Source organism: Rhizobium sullae, assembly GCF_900169785.1.
Taxonomy (GTDB): domain Bacteria; phylum Pseudomonadota; class Alphaproteobacteria; order Rhizobiales; family Rhizobiaceae; genus Rhizobium; species Rhizobium sullae.
Window position 1 is genome coordinate 1 of sequence record NZ_FWER01000040.1, and the last position, 14,256, is coordinate 14,256.

General features: G+C 57.5%; 14 protein-coding genes and 1 pseudogene. 4 read left to right on the top strand and 11 right to left on the bottom strand.

The window, feature by feature from the left end; genetic code table 11:
- Positions 1–199: 199 nt before the first annotated feature.
- On the bottom strand, positions 200–529 hold the full coding sequence (locus BN1800_RS27535) for an ATPase inhibitor subunit zeta (protein WP_087001972.1): 330 nt from the start codon (positions 527–529) through the stop codon (positions 200–202).
- A gap of 256 nt (positions 530–785) precedes the next feature.
- On the opposite strand from BN1800_RS27535, the gene BN1800_RS27540 reads away from it, so the two are divergent.
- Positions 786–1,640, top strand: a complete 855-nt coding sequence (locus tag BN1800_RS27540) for a DUF309 domain-containing protein (RefSeq protein ID WP_244564669.1) — start codon at positions 786–788, stop codon at positions 1,638–1,640.
- Between the two features lie 126 nt (positions 1,641–1,766).
- Here BN1800_RS27540 and BN1800_RS27545 read toward each other — a convergent pair whose 3' ends face one another.
- The 7 genes from BN1800_RS27545 to BN1800_RS27575 all read right to left on the bottom strand — a co-directional run bounded on the left by BN1800_RS27545 (position 1,767) and on the right by BN1800_RS27575 (position 7,432).
- Complete coding sequence (locus tag BN1800_RS27545; protein WP_244564670.1) at positions 1,767–2,993, bottom strand: GGDEF domain-containing protein; 1,227 nt, start codon at positions 2,991–2,993, stop codon at positions 1,767–1,769.
- A 119-nt stretch (positions 2,994–3,112) separates the two neighbouring features.
- Entirely contained in the window at positions 3,113–3,913 is an 801-nt protein-coding gene (locus BN1800_RS27550) for an IclR family transcriptional regulator (protein WP_027509150.1), read from the bottom strand.
- A 53-nt stretch (positions 3,914–3,966) separates the two neighbouring features.
- The gene (locus BN1800_RS27555) at positions 3,967–4,356 is read right to left on the bottom strand and encodes a RidA family protein (protein ID WP_027509151.1); all 390 of its coding nucleotides are present in this window, start codon (positions 4,354–4,356) and stop codon (positions 3,967–3,969) included.
- Positions 4,357–4,406: 50 nt separating this feature from the next.
- The gene (locus BN1800_RS27560; RefSeq protein WP_027509152.1) at positions 4,407–5,177 is read right to left on the bottom strand and encodes an amino acid ABC transporter ATP-binding protein; all 771 of its coding nucleotides are present in this window, start codon (positions 5,175–5,177) and stop codon (positions 4,407–4,409) included.
- 10 nt (positions 5,178–5,187) lie between these two features.
- Positions 5,188–5,859 (bottom strand): amino acid ABC transporter permease, encoded by a 672-nt coding sequence (locus BN1800_RS27565; protein ID WP_375714142.1) that lies wholly within the window; start codon positions 5,857–5,859, stop codon positions 5,188–5,190.
- Complete coding sequence (locus tag BN1800_RS27570; RefSeq protein WP_027509154.1) at positions 5,859–6,521, bottom strand: amino acid ABC transporter permease; 663 nt, start codon at positions 6,519–6,521, stop codon at positions 5,859–5,861. Before BN1800_RS27570 ends, BN1800_RS27565 begins: the two co-directional genes overlap by 1 nt.
- A gap of 62 nt (positions 6,522–6,583) precedes the next feature.
- Positions 6,584–7,432: a transporter substrate-binding protein gene (locus BN1800_RS27575; RefSeq protein ID WP_027509155.1), complete on the bottom strand. Its 849-nt coding sequence runs from the start codon at positions 7,430–7,432 to the stop codon at positions 6,584–6,586.
- Positions 7,433–7,620: 188 nt separating this feature from the next.
- Here BN1800_RS27575 and BN1800_RS27580 point away from each other — a divergent pair, with 188 nt between their 5' ends.
- The gene (locus tag BN1800_RS27580) at positions 7,621–8,685 is read left to right on the top strand and encodes a D-TA family PLP-dependent enzyme (RefSeq protein WP_027509156.1); all 1,065 of its coding nucleotides are present in this window, start codon (positions 7,621–7,623) and stop codon (positions 8,683–8,685) included.
- Positions 8,686–9,009: 324 nt separating this feature from the next.
- On the opposite strand, the pseudogene BN1800_RS27585 reads toward BN1800_RS27580, so the two are convergent.
- From BN1800_RS27585 to BN1800_RS27595, 3 genes and pseudogenes are all read right to left on the bottom strand, one after another.
- A pseudogene (locus BN1800_RS27585) lies at positions 9,010–9,254 on the bottom strand (GTP-binding protein); the annotation flags it as partial.
- Between the two features lie 107 nt (positions 9,255–9,361).
- Entirely contained in the window at positions 9,362–10,630 is a 1,269-nt protein-coding gene (locus BN1800_RS27590; protein ID WP_179213906.1) for a DUF3422 domain-containing protein, read from the bottom strand.
- Positions 10,631–11,307: 677 nt separating this feature from the next.
- On the bottom strand, positions 11,308–11,790 hold the full coding sequence (locus tag BN1800_RS27595) for an Lrp/AsnC family transcriptional regulator (protein ID WP_087001978.1): 483 nt from the start codon (positions 11,788–11,790) through the stop codon (positions 11,308–11,310).
- Between the two features lie 94 nt (positions 11,791–11,884).
- On the opposite strand from BN1800_RS27595, the gene BN1800_RS27600 reads away from it, so the two are divergent.
- Together BN1800_RS27600 and BN1800_RS27605 are read left to right on the top strand one after the other, a co-directional pair.
- Positions 11,885–13,390, top strand: coding sequence for an aminotransferase class V-fold PLP-dependent enzyme (locus BN1800_RS27600; RefSeq protein ID WP_087001980.1), 1,506 nt, complete (start codon positions 11,885–11,887; stop codon positions 13,388–13,390).
- Positions 13,377–14,255 carry an MBL fold metallo-hydrolase gene (locus BN1800_RS27605; RefSeq protein ID WP_087001982.1) on the top strand — a complete coding sequence of 293 codons (879 nt, stop codon included), beginning with the start codon at positions 13,377–13,379 and terminating at the stop codon, positions 14,253–14,255. The genes BN1800_RS27600 and BN1800_RS27605 overlap by 14 nt, the downstream gene beginning before the upstream one ends.
- The last annotated feature ends 1 nt before the right edge of the window (position 14,256 follow it).

Genomic DNA, 14,256 nt, shown 5'->3' on the forward strand with positions numbered 1-14,256 from the left:
GCATTAGACGTTTTCAATGATTTCTCAGCAGAAATGATCACGGACTATGCGCGCGAAAGCAGCCGAATCTTTGCCGTGGCGGCAAAGGCTGCGAAAGAGACCGAGACAATCGCACGCGGCGAGGCCTTGCGGACGATCGAGGACATCGCAGCCAGTTCGGTTGCTCCCTGACGCCTGCATACAGTACGTCGGTCGTCTGCTAGCTGGGCGTTGCGGCCTCGCTCTCCATGGCTTCGGCAGCCGTGTACATGAGGTCGTGCATCTTTTCGCGAATGAATGCTTCATCGGCAGCCTGGCCGGCGGCATTGAAGTCCACGACAATCTTCCGCAGCAAATCCTGATCTTCCGGTGAGGCGAGGGCCGTTGCCACAACCTCATCCACATAAGCCTCGAGGTCGTTTCGGCCGATTGCAGCGGCAACCCATTCTGCCAACAGGCGGTTTCGGCGGGCCCGAACCTTCAGTGATCGCTCAAGGTCGAGAATGTATTTGTCTTCAAGCGCCCGTCTTCTATCGTCCAAGGATGTCATGTGAAAGCTCTCCTTTTTTCTCGCCGCGCGCAAAGGCCGGGTGCGGTCGAGTGTGATCAGATGAAAACAGGACTTGCTTGTGCGCCATGACCTTACCTCCGTTTGAGGCGACTATACGCGCGCGACGGCAAGACGCTTTGATAGCGATCAGGCTCGCTCGTTTGAAAACGCTGTGACAGGGCCTGCCGTTCCCGACTTGTTGTTCGATTGAGCAATTTGGCCGACCGCAAGGACCCCGCTGATGGTGGCCTGACGGATGAGCCACCTCTCTCCGAGGATGAATTATATCAAGGATGACCGTCGCCACTGCAGAAGACGACGGCAGTGTTCGAACCACGCCGAGTGGATACGTATTTCTCCATTTGAGCGATCCGGTCAGATCACGGAAACAGTTCGCACCGTGCCCGCTTCTTTCTTCGTCCAAAGTTTTTCCGTCATCTCCGTCGCAAGCATCATGGACCAGAAGCGCTCGGCCGATTTGCAAACAGACTTGGCAACAGGTTTATATGGGACCATGGTCATTGCCATTATGTCATCCGCTTCGGCTATCGGTGTTGTGAAACGTCCTCGTTTGTTGCCGCAAAGAAGTTTTCCGGACTATGCTTATCTGCCGGGTCGGCAGCCGCATCCGGTGCGTGATCCCGCGGGGCACAGCTATCATGTCGGACCTTTGCCCCTCGCAGCAAAGGCATCGTTGGATTCTGACGCCTTCGCCTGGGGCGAAGATCTCTTCAATCACGGCTATTACTGGGAGGCGCATGAGGCTTGGGAAGGCCTTTGGCAGGTAGCGGAACGCGGCAGTGCAATGCGCATGCTCCTGAAGGGATTAATTCTGGTTTCGGCGGCGGGTGTGAAAATCCGCGAGGGTAAACATGACGCAACCGTACGTCATGCCGGACGCGCCGCCGCATTGTTTCGCCGATTGATGATAGGGCCGCGTCACCCCTTCGCGCGGGCACTTGGCATGTCGCCGGCGGTGCTTGCTGAGCACGTGGAGATAGCCGCGAGAACGCCCGCTGTTTTAGCGTCGACGATGCCGGGACAGCCTGAACCGGTGTTTGATTTTATCCTCGGGGCAAAATCACGTGCGAGTGGGCAAGCTCACCTTTAACTGTTCTGAACTGCAAGCGCGGCTCCGTGTGACCGCAGGTGAGAAAGGGACGACGGGGGTGCTCGGTGACCCGCTTTTCGGGCGCGCAAAGTCGCCGGAAGAACGAATCAACTAGCCGTCAGCTGGTCAACAAGTCAGAAGCGCTGTCTCCATCGTCCCTTTGGCTTCTCCGGAACGATCCGCCATTGCGGCCATGAACATCGAAACGGTGTTCCTGCCGTTCCGCTTCGCGTCATAGAGCGCAGCATCGGCGCCTTTGATCAGGTCCTCAAGCGAGAATTCCGACGTTTTGCCATAAGCCACGCCGAGACTGGCTGTGACGACGTGTCCGTCGCTGAGCCCGCGATGTTGGATACCGAGGGATTCTATCGCCGCCCTTGTCCTTTCCGCCATCGCTTGTGCCGCATCGCGGTCGGCATTGGCCATCAACACGAGGATCTCCTCGCCGCCGAAGCGGAAGGTTTCGCCCGCACTTGCCACTTCGCGCAAAATGCACCGGCAGACGGCGCGGATGCAGTCGTCGCCGTCGATATGGCCGTGAACATCGTTGAAGAGCTTGAACCTGTCGATATCAAGCATGATCACCGCGACCGAAGCGGCGGCATCTCCCCCGCACCAGATCGTATCGCGATTCCGCGCCAGCGAATGGCGGTTGAAAAGGCCGGTGAGTTCATCGCGCTCCGATTTGCGCTCCAGCTCAGCATGCAGCAGGCCGCCGCGCAGCTGATGGAGGAAATTCATCCGATCCTTGTGCTCCATGAAATAGGCACTCATCGCCAGAAAAATGGCGAGGGTAACGTAAAAGGTGACAATTCCGGTATAGGTGACCGCATCAAAGGACCCGTTCAACTTCGTCGTCGTGAATTGCACGGTGCACATCAGCACGAGGCCGAGCACGATGGTCGCAAAGCGCGGCCGCAGCGCGATGACGAAAAACAGGAATGCGGCGACATTGCCGTTCTGGTAGACGAACAAGTAGGGACTATGACTGTAGACCGCGACCGACATCGGCAAAAGAACGCCGAGCAACGCGACGGCAATGGATAGCAAGTCGTAGTTCCGTGCGGTCGGCCAGCGCCTCAAGGCCAGCACGCTGAACAACGCAAATGGCGTGAAAACTCCAAACCGCACCGCAACGAGTTCGGAGAACACATCCGGCATCATCGTGGCGTCGCCGAAGAACACCATATCGTAGATCAGCGTGCCGATCAGAGCCCAGATGGCTGCGAGCCTGACCCGGCTTGCCGCATAGTCGCAAAGGAAAGCCGCCTCAACGGTTGGTGTAAAACGTAGCAGCCTAAATCCGTTGCCGATTTGACGATCGACGTCCTCTAGCGTCGCGACGCCCATCATCGACTCTCCGGTTCAAGAAGCAGACTTACGTCTTCGTAACAAAAAAGTCTGAATACGTCCTAAAGAGCTATTATGCGCGCCTCACGTTGTTGGGAATGTCCTGATCCCGAGGCATCCCACTATCTCGCCATCCTAGCGCGAGTCGCGCTGAAGCCAAGTCGCTCCGAGATCTCGTTCGAAGCCGCAAGAAGGCTCTCGAGATACTGCGTACGATTGCGCAATCCGTCTTCCTTTGGCGCAACGAGACAAAGAGTTGCTACCGCTTGGCCGTCGACCTGTTTTACCGGAGCGGCAAAGCAATGGGTAAAATTCTCAACCGCGCTATTGAAGGTAAAATAGCCGTCGATCGCCGCCTGTCTAACCTCGGCTATGAACTTCGCCGGATCAAGGGGATTGCCATTCGGCAGCACAAAGTCATCTGCTGGGATGAAATCGAGAATTTCGCTGTCTGTCAGATGTGAGACGAGGAGCCGTCCAGAGGCCGTCCATGGGATCGGCACTAACTCGCCAATGTTGGACGAAATCCGGAAAGGCCTGATTCCCTCCCGCATCATCGCCACGGTATATTTGTTGCCCTCCAATAGGCACATCTGCGCTGTCTCACGGGTTTCGGTGGCAAGACGCACCAGCATCTCTTCGGATTCGCGCATCAGATCGAACTGATCGGCGTAAGCCGTGCCGAGAAAATACAGCTTCCGCCCAACGAAGACCCGCCCATCGCCGCCTTGGTAGTCGAGCATGCCGTGGCGCAAGAGGAGATTGACCAACTCATAGACCGAGGAGCGGGGAGCACCAATTTCAACGGCGATCTCGTTTGGTCTCATCGGTTGACGCTTGACCCGCAGAAACTCAAGAATCTCGAAGGCGCGATCAAGCCCACGCATGCGTCGCGATGTGATGTCCTCTGCGCTGTCGGCCATAATTACCTCGTTCGATGTCGGACACGACCCGTACAGGGCCGCATCCCATGACCTCACGTCCTGTCGGCACGATAGGCGATGCAGTCCACTTCGACTTTGCAATCGACCATCATCCGCGACTGGACGCAAGCGCGCGCTGGCGGGTTTTTCCCGAAGTACTCGGCATAGACCCCGTTGAAGCTCCAGAAATCGCGCGGATCGTCGAGCCAAACACCGACACGCACAACGTCCTCGATTCCATAGCCGGTCTCGTCCAGGATGGCGATCAGGTTTTCGATTGCCTTGCGGGACTGGGGGATAATGCCCCCGCCGATGATTTCGCCCTTCTCCATCGGCACCTGGCCCGATACGTGAAGCCAGCCATTAGCCTCAACGGCGCGGGCAAAGGGCAGGGGTTGTCCGCCAGCCCCGGTTTCTCCGACGCCGTAGCGCTTGATAGTCATACGATCTCTCTTTCTTTTTTGGAAAGCAATGCTCGATCACCTGGTTCCCGTCAGTTGAAACTGGACGTTTTCAGGAACTCGGCCAGCCGCTCGGTCTTCGGGTTTACGAACATCTCTTTCGGAGGTCCTTCCTCACAGATCACACCCTTATTCATGAAGATCACGCGGGAGGAAACCTCGTAGGCAAAGCGCATTTCGTGGGTGACGAGCAGCATGCTCATACCATCGGCCGCCAAGCCCTTGATAACCTGCAAAACTTCGCCGACGAGCTCCGGATCGAGCGCGGACGTGACTTCGTCAAACAGCATCAGGCGCGGGTTCATCGCGATGGCACGGGCAATCGCAACGCGCTGCTGCTGTCCACCGGAGAGCTGGCCGGGGTAGTGATCGGCACGAGACGCGAGACCCACCCGCTCGAGCCACTTTTCCGCGATGGCGCGCGCCTCCTCGCGCGGCATCTTCTTGACCTTCACCAGGCCGAGCATGACATTGCGGGCGGCCGTCATATGCGGGAACAGGTTGAATTGCTGGAACGCCATTCCAGTCAGCGCACGTTGACGCGCGATATCCCGTTCGCTCTTGCGTTTGCGGATCCCACCTGACTGCTCGTAGCCAATCTCTTCACCCTCCAGAAGGATGCGCCCGCCCTGGAATTCTTCGAGCATGTTGATGCAGCGTAGCATTGTTGTTTTGCCGGAGCCCGACGAGCCGATGATCGAGATGACCTCGCCCTGGTGCATGGTCAAATCAACGCCCTTCAGCACTTCAACCGCGCCATACTGTTTGTGGAGCCCCTGAATTTCGAGAAGTACCTTGCTCATGGTTGAGCCCTCACGACGGTACGGCTGTCTTGCGCTCGACATATTTGCCGAAACGCTCGATGCCGTAATTGATTACAAAGTAGAGAAGCCCCGCAAAGAAGTAGAACTGGAGGCTCATGAAATTACGCGAGATGATCTCCTGCGTTCGCAACAGCAATTCGGCCACTCCGATCACCGAAAGAAGCGTCGAGGCTTTGACCATTTCTGCCGCGGTGTTAACCCACGCGGGTAGGAACTGACGCAACGCTTGCGGCCAAAGGACATAGGCAAACGTTTGTCCGAAGGTGAGGCCGATCGCTTTTGCCGCTTCGGTTTGGCCCACAGGAATGGCCTGCAGGCCGCCGCGTACTATTTCTCCGACATGTGAGGAGCAGAAAACTGCCAAGGCGAGCACACCTGCCTGGAATGGGCCGAGTTCGATTCCGACGGTCGAAAGCACATAGTAACTTGCCAGGACGAGCACCAGAACCGGTGTTCCTCGGATGAAGTCCGTGTAAGCTCGGACGATCAGCCGCAGTATGCGATTGCCGTAGACGAGCGCCAGCCCGACAAGAACTCCGAGCAGTGACCCGACGATGATCGCAAGCAGCGAGATTGAAACTGTGGCGCCGAGCCCCTTCAGGATAACGAAGCGGGCAATCCAAAGCTGGTCGAGAAAAGGAGAAATGCTTGCCATGGGCATCACCTCGGAACGGCAAGGCGGCGCTCGACGACGCGCATCAGCGCGGCAAGCACAGAGCAGGTTGCAACATAGAGGCCCGAGGCGACAAGCCAGGTCTCGATGACGCGGAAGCTCTCGACGTTGATCTTCCTCGCTTCAAAGGTCAGCTCCGGCACGGCAATTGCGGCTGCGAGCGAGGTATCCTTGAATAAGGAGATGATCGTCGAAGAAAGCGATGGCAATACATTGCGCAGCATAAGTGGTGTGATGATTGAGACCCGAATTTGCGTCGGCGTCAGCCCGATCGCAAGACCGGCTTCCGTCAGGCCTTTTTGAATAGACAGCAATCCGGCCCGGAACACTTCCGCAAGATAAGCGCCGGAGTAGATCGATAGCACGCCGATGAAGCTCTGGATCTTGCCGAGCCGAACGCCCAGCTGCGGCAGGGCAAAGAAGGCGAAGAGAACGAGGACGAGAATCGGCAGATTCCGAATGATCGTGACATAGAGCGCTGCCGGTCTCTGCACCCAGCCGCTTTTCGATGTCAATGCAAAGGCAACGAGCAGACCGAGCGCTGCACCGATGGCGATGGAAACGAAAGCCAGGCCGAGACTGAGCAGCAAGCCTTCCAGGAGTTGATCGAAGCTGCGCCAGACGGCGGCGAAATTAAGCGTATAACCCATGGCGCAGTCCTGCAATCAAGGGCGAGGAAAGGACGGAAGGAGACCTTCCGTCCTAGACGATTTTACTTATATTCAACCGGAAAACCGATCTGCGGCGGCGTGAGATCCTTGCCAAACCAAGTCTTGTAGGACTTGGCATAGAAATCGAACTCGACACCGGTCATTGCTTCGTGCAGGGCGGTGTTGACGAAGTTCAGCCAGTCCTGATCGCCGCGCTTGACGCCGCAGGCGTAGCTTTGTGGATTCCAGCCATAGCCCGCGTCCTTGTAGCGGCCACTGTTCTGCGTCATGTACCAGGCAAGCGAGGACTGGTCCGTCGCAACCGTATCGGCGCGGCCGGATTCCAGCGCCTGATAGATGAGGTCCACCGATTCATACTGGTCCACGGTCGCTTCCGGGAGAGCGGCATGAACCATCGATTCCGCATAGACGTTCTGCAGCACTGAGACAGTCACGGAAGAGCCCGCAGCCTTAAGTGCAGCATAATCTGCATACTTGCCATCAGACTTCAGCATCAGGCCCACGCCCTCGCGGTAGTAGGGAATCGTGAAAGCAACCTGTTGCGCGCGTTCGCCCGTGACGGTCATGAATTGGCAGGTGAGATCCACCTTATCGGTCGTGATGTTCGGAATGCGGGCGTCGGACGACTGGTTGACGAACTCGATCTTGTCGGGATCGCCGAAGAGCGCCTTGGCCACGATGCGGCCCATATCGATGTCAAAGCCCTGGAGCTTGTCGTCGGCACTCTTGAAGTGCCAAGGCGCGTTGGTGCTGCCGGTACCCATGACCAGATGGCCACGGGACAACACTTCATCGAGCCTGCTCTTTGCCTCTTGAGCAGCGGCCGGCATTGCGGAAAGGACGAAAGCGGTGGCCAGCGAGAGCGCGCTGGTGCGCAGTGAGATGGTCATGATGTTCCCCTGATGAACAGTTCGTTCTTTTGATGTCCAATATATCGGACATGAGTCCGCTTTATCGGATTGACGTAGTGAGCGCCAAGATGCATAGATTGTCAAGGGATGATGTATGGTGAGAAGCGCGGTTCAGATTCAGACGAGTTCGATCAGCACTCAGTGGAGCACTTTTGAGCATGGCAACGATGTCATTTCATGGGCTGAATACACCCGTCGTTCTGGTCGATTTGGATATTGCTGATCGCAATATCCGTCGATTTCAGAACTATGCGGATGCACATGGTTTGAAGGTGAGGCCACATATCAAAACGCATAAGCTTCCCGCCATTGCAGAGATGCAGTTGCGGGCAGGTGCGATCGGCATCACCTGCCAGAAGCTATCTGAAGCGGAAGCTATGATTGCGGGCAGCCCGGAGATTAGGGATGTTCTGATCACCTACAACATTCTGGGTGCGGAAAAACTGAAGCATTTGAAAATCCTGGCCCGCAAGGTCGCGTTGAGTGTTGTTGCCGACAACGAGACTGTCATTGATGGACTCTCGTCCGCTTTTGCAAGTGAGCCAACGCCGCTCAGGGTCCTTGTCGAATGCAATACAGGCGCAGACCGTTGCGGCGTCGCAAGCCCGGAGGAGGCGTTGTTGCTCGCGCATAAGATCGCCGCCGCACCCGGCCTCGTGTTTGGTGGGTTGATGACATACCCCCCGGTGAACGGCGCTGAGGCAGTTGAAAGCTTCATGATGCAAGCGAAAGCTCGCATTGAGGCAAGTGGCCTCGCAGTCCCGGTGATTACCTCCGGAGGAACCCCTTCAATGATGGACGCAGCCGAAGCGCCCGTAACAACGGAATACCGACCGGGCACCTACGTCTATAACGATCGATCGCTCGTTTCACGCGGTGCCTGCGGTTGGGAAGACTGCGCGCTGACGGTGCTGGCTACAGTTGTGTCGGTTCCATCAAGCAATCGAGCAATTATCGACGCCGGCTCGAAGGTGCTTACCTCCGATCTGCTTGGACTTTCTGGTTACGGACATGTGGTCGGTCGGGACGATATCGTAATAGATCAGCTTTCTGAAGAGCACGGGCGGCTGGTTGCCGACGGGCTAATTGGCCTGAATGTTGGTGACCAAGTCCGCATCGTCCCCAATCACGCTTGCGTTGTCTCCAATATGGTTGATCGTCTCGTGGTGGTGAGCGACGGCTTCCAACAGCCGGAGATCTGGCCGGTGGTTGCGCGCGGACAGATTGTTTGAAACGCCGGTCATGCAAGACCGCCCCTTTCGTACGAGGTCGAGAAGAATTCTCAATCAACCACGCAGGTCGGAAAACAGGCTTTCCGTCATTGTGATTGTGGACGACATCAATGGCGTTGAATCTCCTGATAGGGAAAACCTCGGCCCTTCCGAATCGACTAAATGTGCCGACGTTAATTAGCATTCGACATTGATAATCGAAGTGCATTGCTGCCTATTTAACGGTGTCAGCAACCAGAGGGTGCTTCAGCTCCTCCACTAATCTTTGAACCCGGGCATTGGGCGGTGCATCCCAAAACGGCGAGCCATCCATAACCATTGTGTCAAGCGTCGACAGTCCGAAAGGCTCCGGCCATTCTCGTCGCGGAAATCGAAGGTCGCTGCAATCGGCAGGGGCTCCGGAATACCCCTCGATTCAATCAATAGGTAGGCGAACCGGTTCTGTTCAGCCGCGCACCTCATTGAGCAGGCATCGCGTAACGTGCAACAAATACAGCCATTGGTCATCTCCACCAGCCGCTCCTGCGTGTGGGGGACAGGGTCGCGCCACCATCGCGTACAACAGCGGCGCCGCCGACCGCAGGTGATCCTTTTTGTGGCATGCGGGAGCTTGAAATTTCCGGTTCCAATCGCAGGAGAAACTGGACGTCGCGGCTAGTTTGGCCCGATCAGCCCTCTAAGAGTCTGCGTGCCGGCGCCTCACACTTCGAACAAAGATCCAGACAAAGACCACTACGACGGGTACAGACACTCCCAATGCAACGGATGACATTGTCTCGGAGAGGCCATGGCTCAAGGCCTTCGCTGCGTAACTGAGTAGGCCTATGATATAGTAGGAAATGGCCGCGACCGAGAGACTCTCAACCGTTTGCTGGAGCCGGAGCTGAAGCTTTGCTCGTCGATCCATCGACGCAAGGAGTGCGGTGTTCTGGCGTGCGAGACCTACGTCAACCCAACTGCGCAGCAAATCTGTCGTCCTCGAAAGCTTGAGCGACAGATTTCCCTGGCGCTCTTCGAGCGACTTGCACGTGCGCATGGCCGGGGCAAGCCGCCGTTCCAGGAAGGAACCCAATGTCTCGCCGGCAATCGGCTCCTCGCCGAGCGAGGCGATACGTTCGCTTACGATCGAGTCATAGGCTTTGCTGGCTCCGAACCGATAAAGCGACTGGGCCGCGTTTGCCTCTAGTTCCGATGCCAGCCTCGTTATTTCGGTCAGCATTCCATCGGCGCTCTCCCACACCTGGCCCCTCATTTCCTGTGTGACTGCGCCCAGAGATTCTTCGATCTGCCGTATCTCTGGGGATAATGACTGGGCCAGAGGTAGAGCCAGTGTTGCAAGAGTGCGGTAGGTTTCGATGTCAAGGAGGCATTGCACCGTGGCGCCGCGACCGAGGTCGGTGAGACCGCGGTCGATGAGCAACATGCGGGTCAGACCATCGCCATCCTGCCGAAAATCGGTGGCGACCTCCGCCATACCACCGCGAACGCGGCTTCGACACAGACTTGCGATGTCAAATAACGCCAGCGCGTTTTCTGCCGCTGCCCCCTCCGGCCAAATCTCGAGCCGGATACCTGAGATTAGGCTACCTGGAGCGCGGAAGTTCCCTCCAAAGGGATGACGTGGAATGGCTCCTCCGAATTCCGTCGCTGCAGGCCCGTCCCAGAACCATGTCGAGAACTCCGTATGTCTTTCCCAGCGCAACGTCCCTTGGCCCCATTGCACTGCGCAATGTCTAGAGGCTCGATCTGGCACCGCCGCCCCTTGGGAGCGTGCAAGATCCTCGATTGCCTCTTGATGGCTGGCTTGGCCAGACTCCATCAAAAAAGCCAGTTGAAGGATCACCCGCGGGCACGTAACTGCCACGAACGGGCGCGCGTGGATCTCGCCCAGCGCCTGGCTGCGGTTTTCCGCAATTGGGAACGAGAGCCGTGCAGGGGAGCCGATACTGCTCGATGTCGCCCGTGTTTTCGCCACCTATCTCTCCCCTCCAACTTCGTCGACTTGATGATCTAGGTCGGCGGGATCTTCATAGACCGGGACGGCACCGGCATCCTCGAGCTTCGCAGTATATGGTCTCACTTCCCGCTCTCCAATTGGCACTGACAGACACCGGCGCGGCGAGATCATCAGTCTCGCATAGCCGCAGGTCGACGCTGACGACAGCGGCCTGAGACTTCAAGAGAGCAAGGAAGGTGCACCGGGTCAAGTTCAGTCGAACGAGTTGCTCACGCACAGCAGCTGGCGCAATTAACCGATAAGGCAACCGGCTGCGGCCGATCTTGAGAATGTCGACCTGATGCACGTCTTCGGGAAAGGGCGACAGGCTTAGGAAGCCGGGCCGCTTGGCTGCGATTGCTGATGAAAACCGTGGCATTGGTCATGGCGTACCTCCGGCATATCCACTTGGGATAGACCAAACTTCGCAACTCTTGAATTACAGGGGCGTCGCGCTTCGGGCCACGCTCTACTTGCCGCCTATGGCGGCCTGCGAAGGCGGGATCGGGCAATTGACCGGCGGCACTGCGGCACGGCGTGGCGACGGCAGTTGCGCGCGACACGGCGAGCGGCGTGCCCGCAAGCAGGGCAGGCTGCAAGGGGCGGTCGTCATTGCACCTGCTCGCTCATCGCAGTTTACTCAGATCCACTGGACGATTGTTGATGATCGCTTCCATTGAAAAGAAGCCTGTCACCGTCGCAAGGTCGAAATTCGTGATCAGCTTCTGATAGAACGCATCGTAGCCGGACATGCCTTTCGTCACGACCTTGATCAGATAGTCCCACTCCCCACCAATCCGATAGAAATCGATTACCTCCGGCAGCCGTTCGACATGAGCACGGAAGCTTTCACTCCACTCCTTTGAATGGTGGCGAGTGCGGATCATCACGAAGACGGTCAGGTCGAGCCCAAGCGCTTGGAGGTCGATATCGCTGTGCGATCCACGTATCAGACCGAGCGAGTGGAGGCGCTGGAGCCGCCGCCAGCAAGCATTTTGAGACAGTCCGACCTTTTCCGCCAAATCACGCTGCGAGAGGTTCGCGTCGATCTGCATGGCCGTCAAAATCTTCATATCAAATGTGTCGACTTTATTTAAAGTATCGATCATGTGACACGTCTTTTGCGAAAATTGGCAGAAAATAAGTGATTTTTCTCACGGTGGAGCAGATTACAATCTGTGTCAATATCCCGAGCCAAGGAGAATGACCGTGGAAGCCGTTCGCCCAGCGACAAGTCAGACCGAAACCCCTCTTTCCAGGTTCCGCCAGAGTCTGAGAAATGCAGGCGTGACTGCCGAACTTAGAGATGGACTCGTCGGCGCGACCGCGAAAATAGCCGGGCCTTACGGGGAAAAGGACCTGGTTTACGCCGACTATGTCGCATCAGGCCGCGCACTCCATCAGATCGAGCACTTCGTCCTGGAGGAGGTGCTTCCCTATTACGCCAACAGTCACACGGAAGCTTCTTACTGCGGAGGTTTCATGACCCGGATGCGGCGGGAGGCACGCGCGCTGATCGGCGGGTTCTGCGGTGCCACCGAACGGCATGCCGTGATCTTCACCGGCTCCGGCGCGACGTCGGGGATCAACCGCCTCGTCAAGCTGTTCGGTGTTGCCGAAGCTGCCGCCGCGGGCAAGCGCCCCCGGATCATTATCGGCCCCTATGAGCATCACTCCAATATTCTGCCCTGGCGGGAGAGCGGAGCAGAGATCGTTGAGATCGCCGAGCATGGGTCCGGCGGGCCTGACCTGTCCCTTCTCAAAGAGGCGCTGCGGGACGGATCGCCAGATCTGACGATATGCAGCCTGTCTGCTGCATCGAATATCACAGGCATCACCAGCGATGTCGCGACAATCACAGCGATGGTGAAGGCTGCCGGTGCAAAGATGATTTGGGACTACGCGGGCGCAGGCCCCTACGTGCCGATTTCCATGTCGCCCGCCGCTGATGCGGAGATCGACGCCATCGTTGTCTCACCTCACAAATTCATCGGCGGTCCCGGCGCCTCCGGGATCTTGATCCTCCGTCGAGACGCGCTTTCGACGAATAAACCGTCGTGGCCAGGCGGCGGGACGGTGAAGTTCGTCTCGCCGAAGACGCATGATTACAGTGACAGTCTTGAGTCCCGCGAGGAAGCCGGCACGCCGAACGTGGTCGGCGACATACGTGCCGCGCTGGCCTTCATCGTCAAGGATGCGATCGGGCTTGATACGATGGTAAGGCGCAATCGCGAGCTTGCGCAGCGTGCATTCAGCGCTTGGAAGGACGTGCCGCAACTGGAGCTCCTCGGTCTATCCGACCCCGACCGGCTGCCGATTTTTTCCTTCCGGGTGAAAAACGCAAAGGGCGGGTATGTCCACCAGCAGTTGATCACGCGCATGCTGAGCGACCGGTTTGGTATCCAGGCCCGTGGTGGCTGCGCCTGTGCCGGACCATACGTCCATCGACTGTTGTCGATCGATGACCAGCAGTCCGAGGAGATAAGGCAAGCCATTCTCTTCGGAGAGGAGATCAAGAAACCCGGCTTCATCCGGCTGAATTTCAGCGTTCTGCTGCCGGACGAGAAGGTACAATTCATTCTCGATTCAGTGGCGCAGATCGCGGCCGACGCAACGACCTTCGAATCCGACTACGACGTCGATCCACACCGGGCTAGATTCTTTCCGCGAGCCGCAGCCACAGAAGGCACAGCCTATGCGAAAGCCTGAAGTCGCTGGGTTCTACGATACTCGCACGGGCAGTATCCAGTATGTCGTTGCATGCCCGAGTACGCGTAAATGCGCCATCATCGATCCAGTGCTCGACTTTGACGAAAAGTCTGGCTCGACAGCAACGACAAATGCGGACCGTATCCTTGACTATGTCAACAGCCACGATCTGACGCTCGAGTGGATTCTGGATACCCATCCGCATGCCGATCACTTTTCGGCTGCACGTTATCTCAAGTCACACACCGGCGCGCCGACAGCGATCGGCGAGCATGTGACGGAAGTGCAGAAGATCTGGCAACAGATCTATAACTGGCCGGATCTCGCCTGCGACGGCTCACAATGGGATCGGCTGTTTTGCGACGGCGAGACATTCAACATCGGTGAATTGCAAGCCCGCGTCATGCATTCGCCAGGACATACATTGGCGTCGATCAGCTATGTCATCGGCGATGCAGCGTTCATTCACGACACACTTTTCATGCCCGATAGCGGCTCTGCCCGCGCAGATTTTCCAGGCGGCAGTGCAGCCAGCCTGTGGCACTCAATTCAGGACATTTTGAGCCTACCCGACCAAACCCGCCTCTTCACCGGGCATGACTATATGCCGGGGGGGCGCCAGGCTCTGTGGGAGAGTTCGGTGGCGGACCAGAAGGAAAAAAACCCGCACGTGGCCGGCCAATCAGAGAGGGACTTCATCAGACTTCGAGAGACCCGCGACAGGACATTGCCGATGCCAACGCTCATCTTGCATGCGCTACAGGTCAATATCCGTGGAGGGGAATTGCCTCAGGCCGAGGAAAATGGCCGGCGTTATCTGAAGATCCCGCTCGACGCGCTGCCAGGATCGGTCTGGGGTTCGTAAC

What these genes read in the sequence shown, in the direction of transcription:
- BN1800_RS27545 (WP_244564670.1), bottom strand. Translation starts at nt 2,993, where the DNA reads ATGATGGGCGTCGCGACGCTAGAGGACGTCGATCGTCAAATCGGCAAC.
- BN1800_RS27600 (WP_087001980.1), top strand. Translation starts at nt 11,885, where the DNA reads ATGACCGTGGAAGCCGTTCGCCCAGCGACAAGTCAGACCGAAACCCCT.
- BN1800_RS27605 (WP_087001982.1), top strand. Translation starts at nt 13,377, where the DNA reads ATGCGAAAGCCTGAAGTCGCTGGGTTCTACGATACTCGCACGGGCAGT.
- BN1800_RS27570 (WP_027509154.1), bottom strand. Translation starts at nt 6,521, where the DNA reads ATGGGTTATACGCTTAATTTCGCCGCCGTCTGGCGCAGCTTCGATCAA.
- BN1800_RS27560 (WP_027509152.1), bottom strand. Translation starts at nt 5,177, where the DNA reads ATGAGCAAGGTACTTCTCGAAATTCAGGGGCTCCACAAACAGTATGGC.
- BN1800_RS27535 (WP_087001972.1), bottom strand. Translation starts at nt 529, where the DNA reads ATGACATCCTTGGACGATAGAAGACGGGCGCTTGAAGACAAATACATT.
- BN1800_RS27540 (WP_244564669.1), top strand. Translation starts at nt 786, where the DNA reads ATGAGCCACCTCTCTCCGAGGATGAATTATATCAAGGATGACCGTCGC.
- BN1800_RS27580 (WP_027509156.1), top strand. Translation starts at nt 7,621, where the DNA reads ATGTCATTTCATGGGCTGAATACACCCGTCGTTCTGGTCGATTTGGAT.
- BN1800_RS27595 (WP_087001978.1), bottom strand. Translation starts at nt 11,790, where the DNA reads ATGATCGATACTTTAAATAAAGTCGACACATTTGATATGAAGATTTTG.
- BN1800_RS27550 (WP_027509150.1), bottom strand. Translation starts at nt 3,913, where the DNA reads ATGGCCGACAGCGCAGAGGACATCACATCGCGACGCATGCGTGGGCTT.
- BN1800_RS27575 (WP_027509155.1), bottom strand. Translation starts at nt 7,432, where the DNA reads ATGACCATCTCACTGCGCACCAGCGCGCTCTCGCTGGCCACCGCTTTC.
- BN1800_RS27555 (WP_027509151.1), bottom strand. Translation starts at nt 4,356, where the DNA reads ATGACTATCAAGCGCTACGGCGTCGGAGAAACCGGGGCTGGCGGACAA.
- BN1800_RS27565 (WP_375714142.1), bottom strand. Translation starts at nt 5,859, where the DNA reads ATGCCCATGGCAAGCATTTCTCCTTTTCTCGACCAGCTTTGGATTGCC.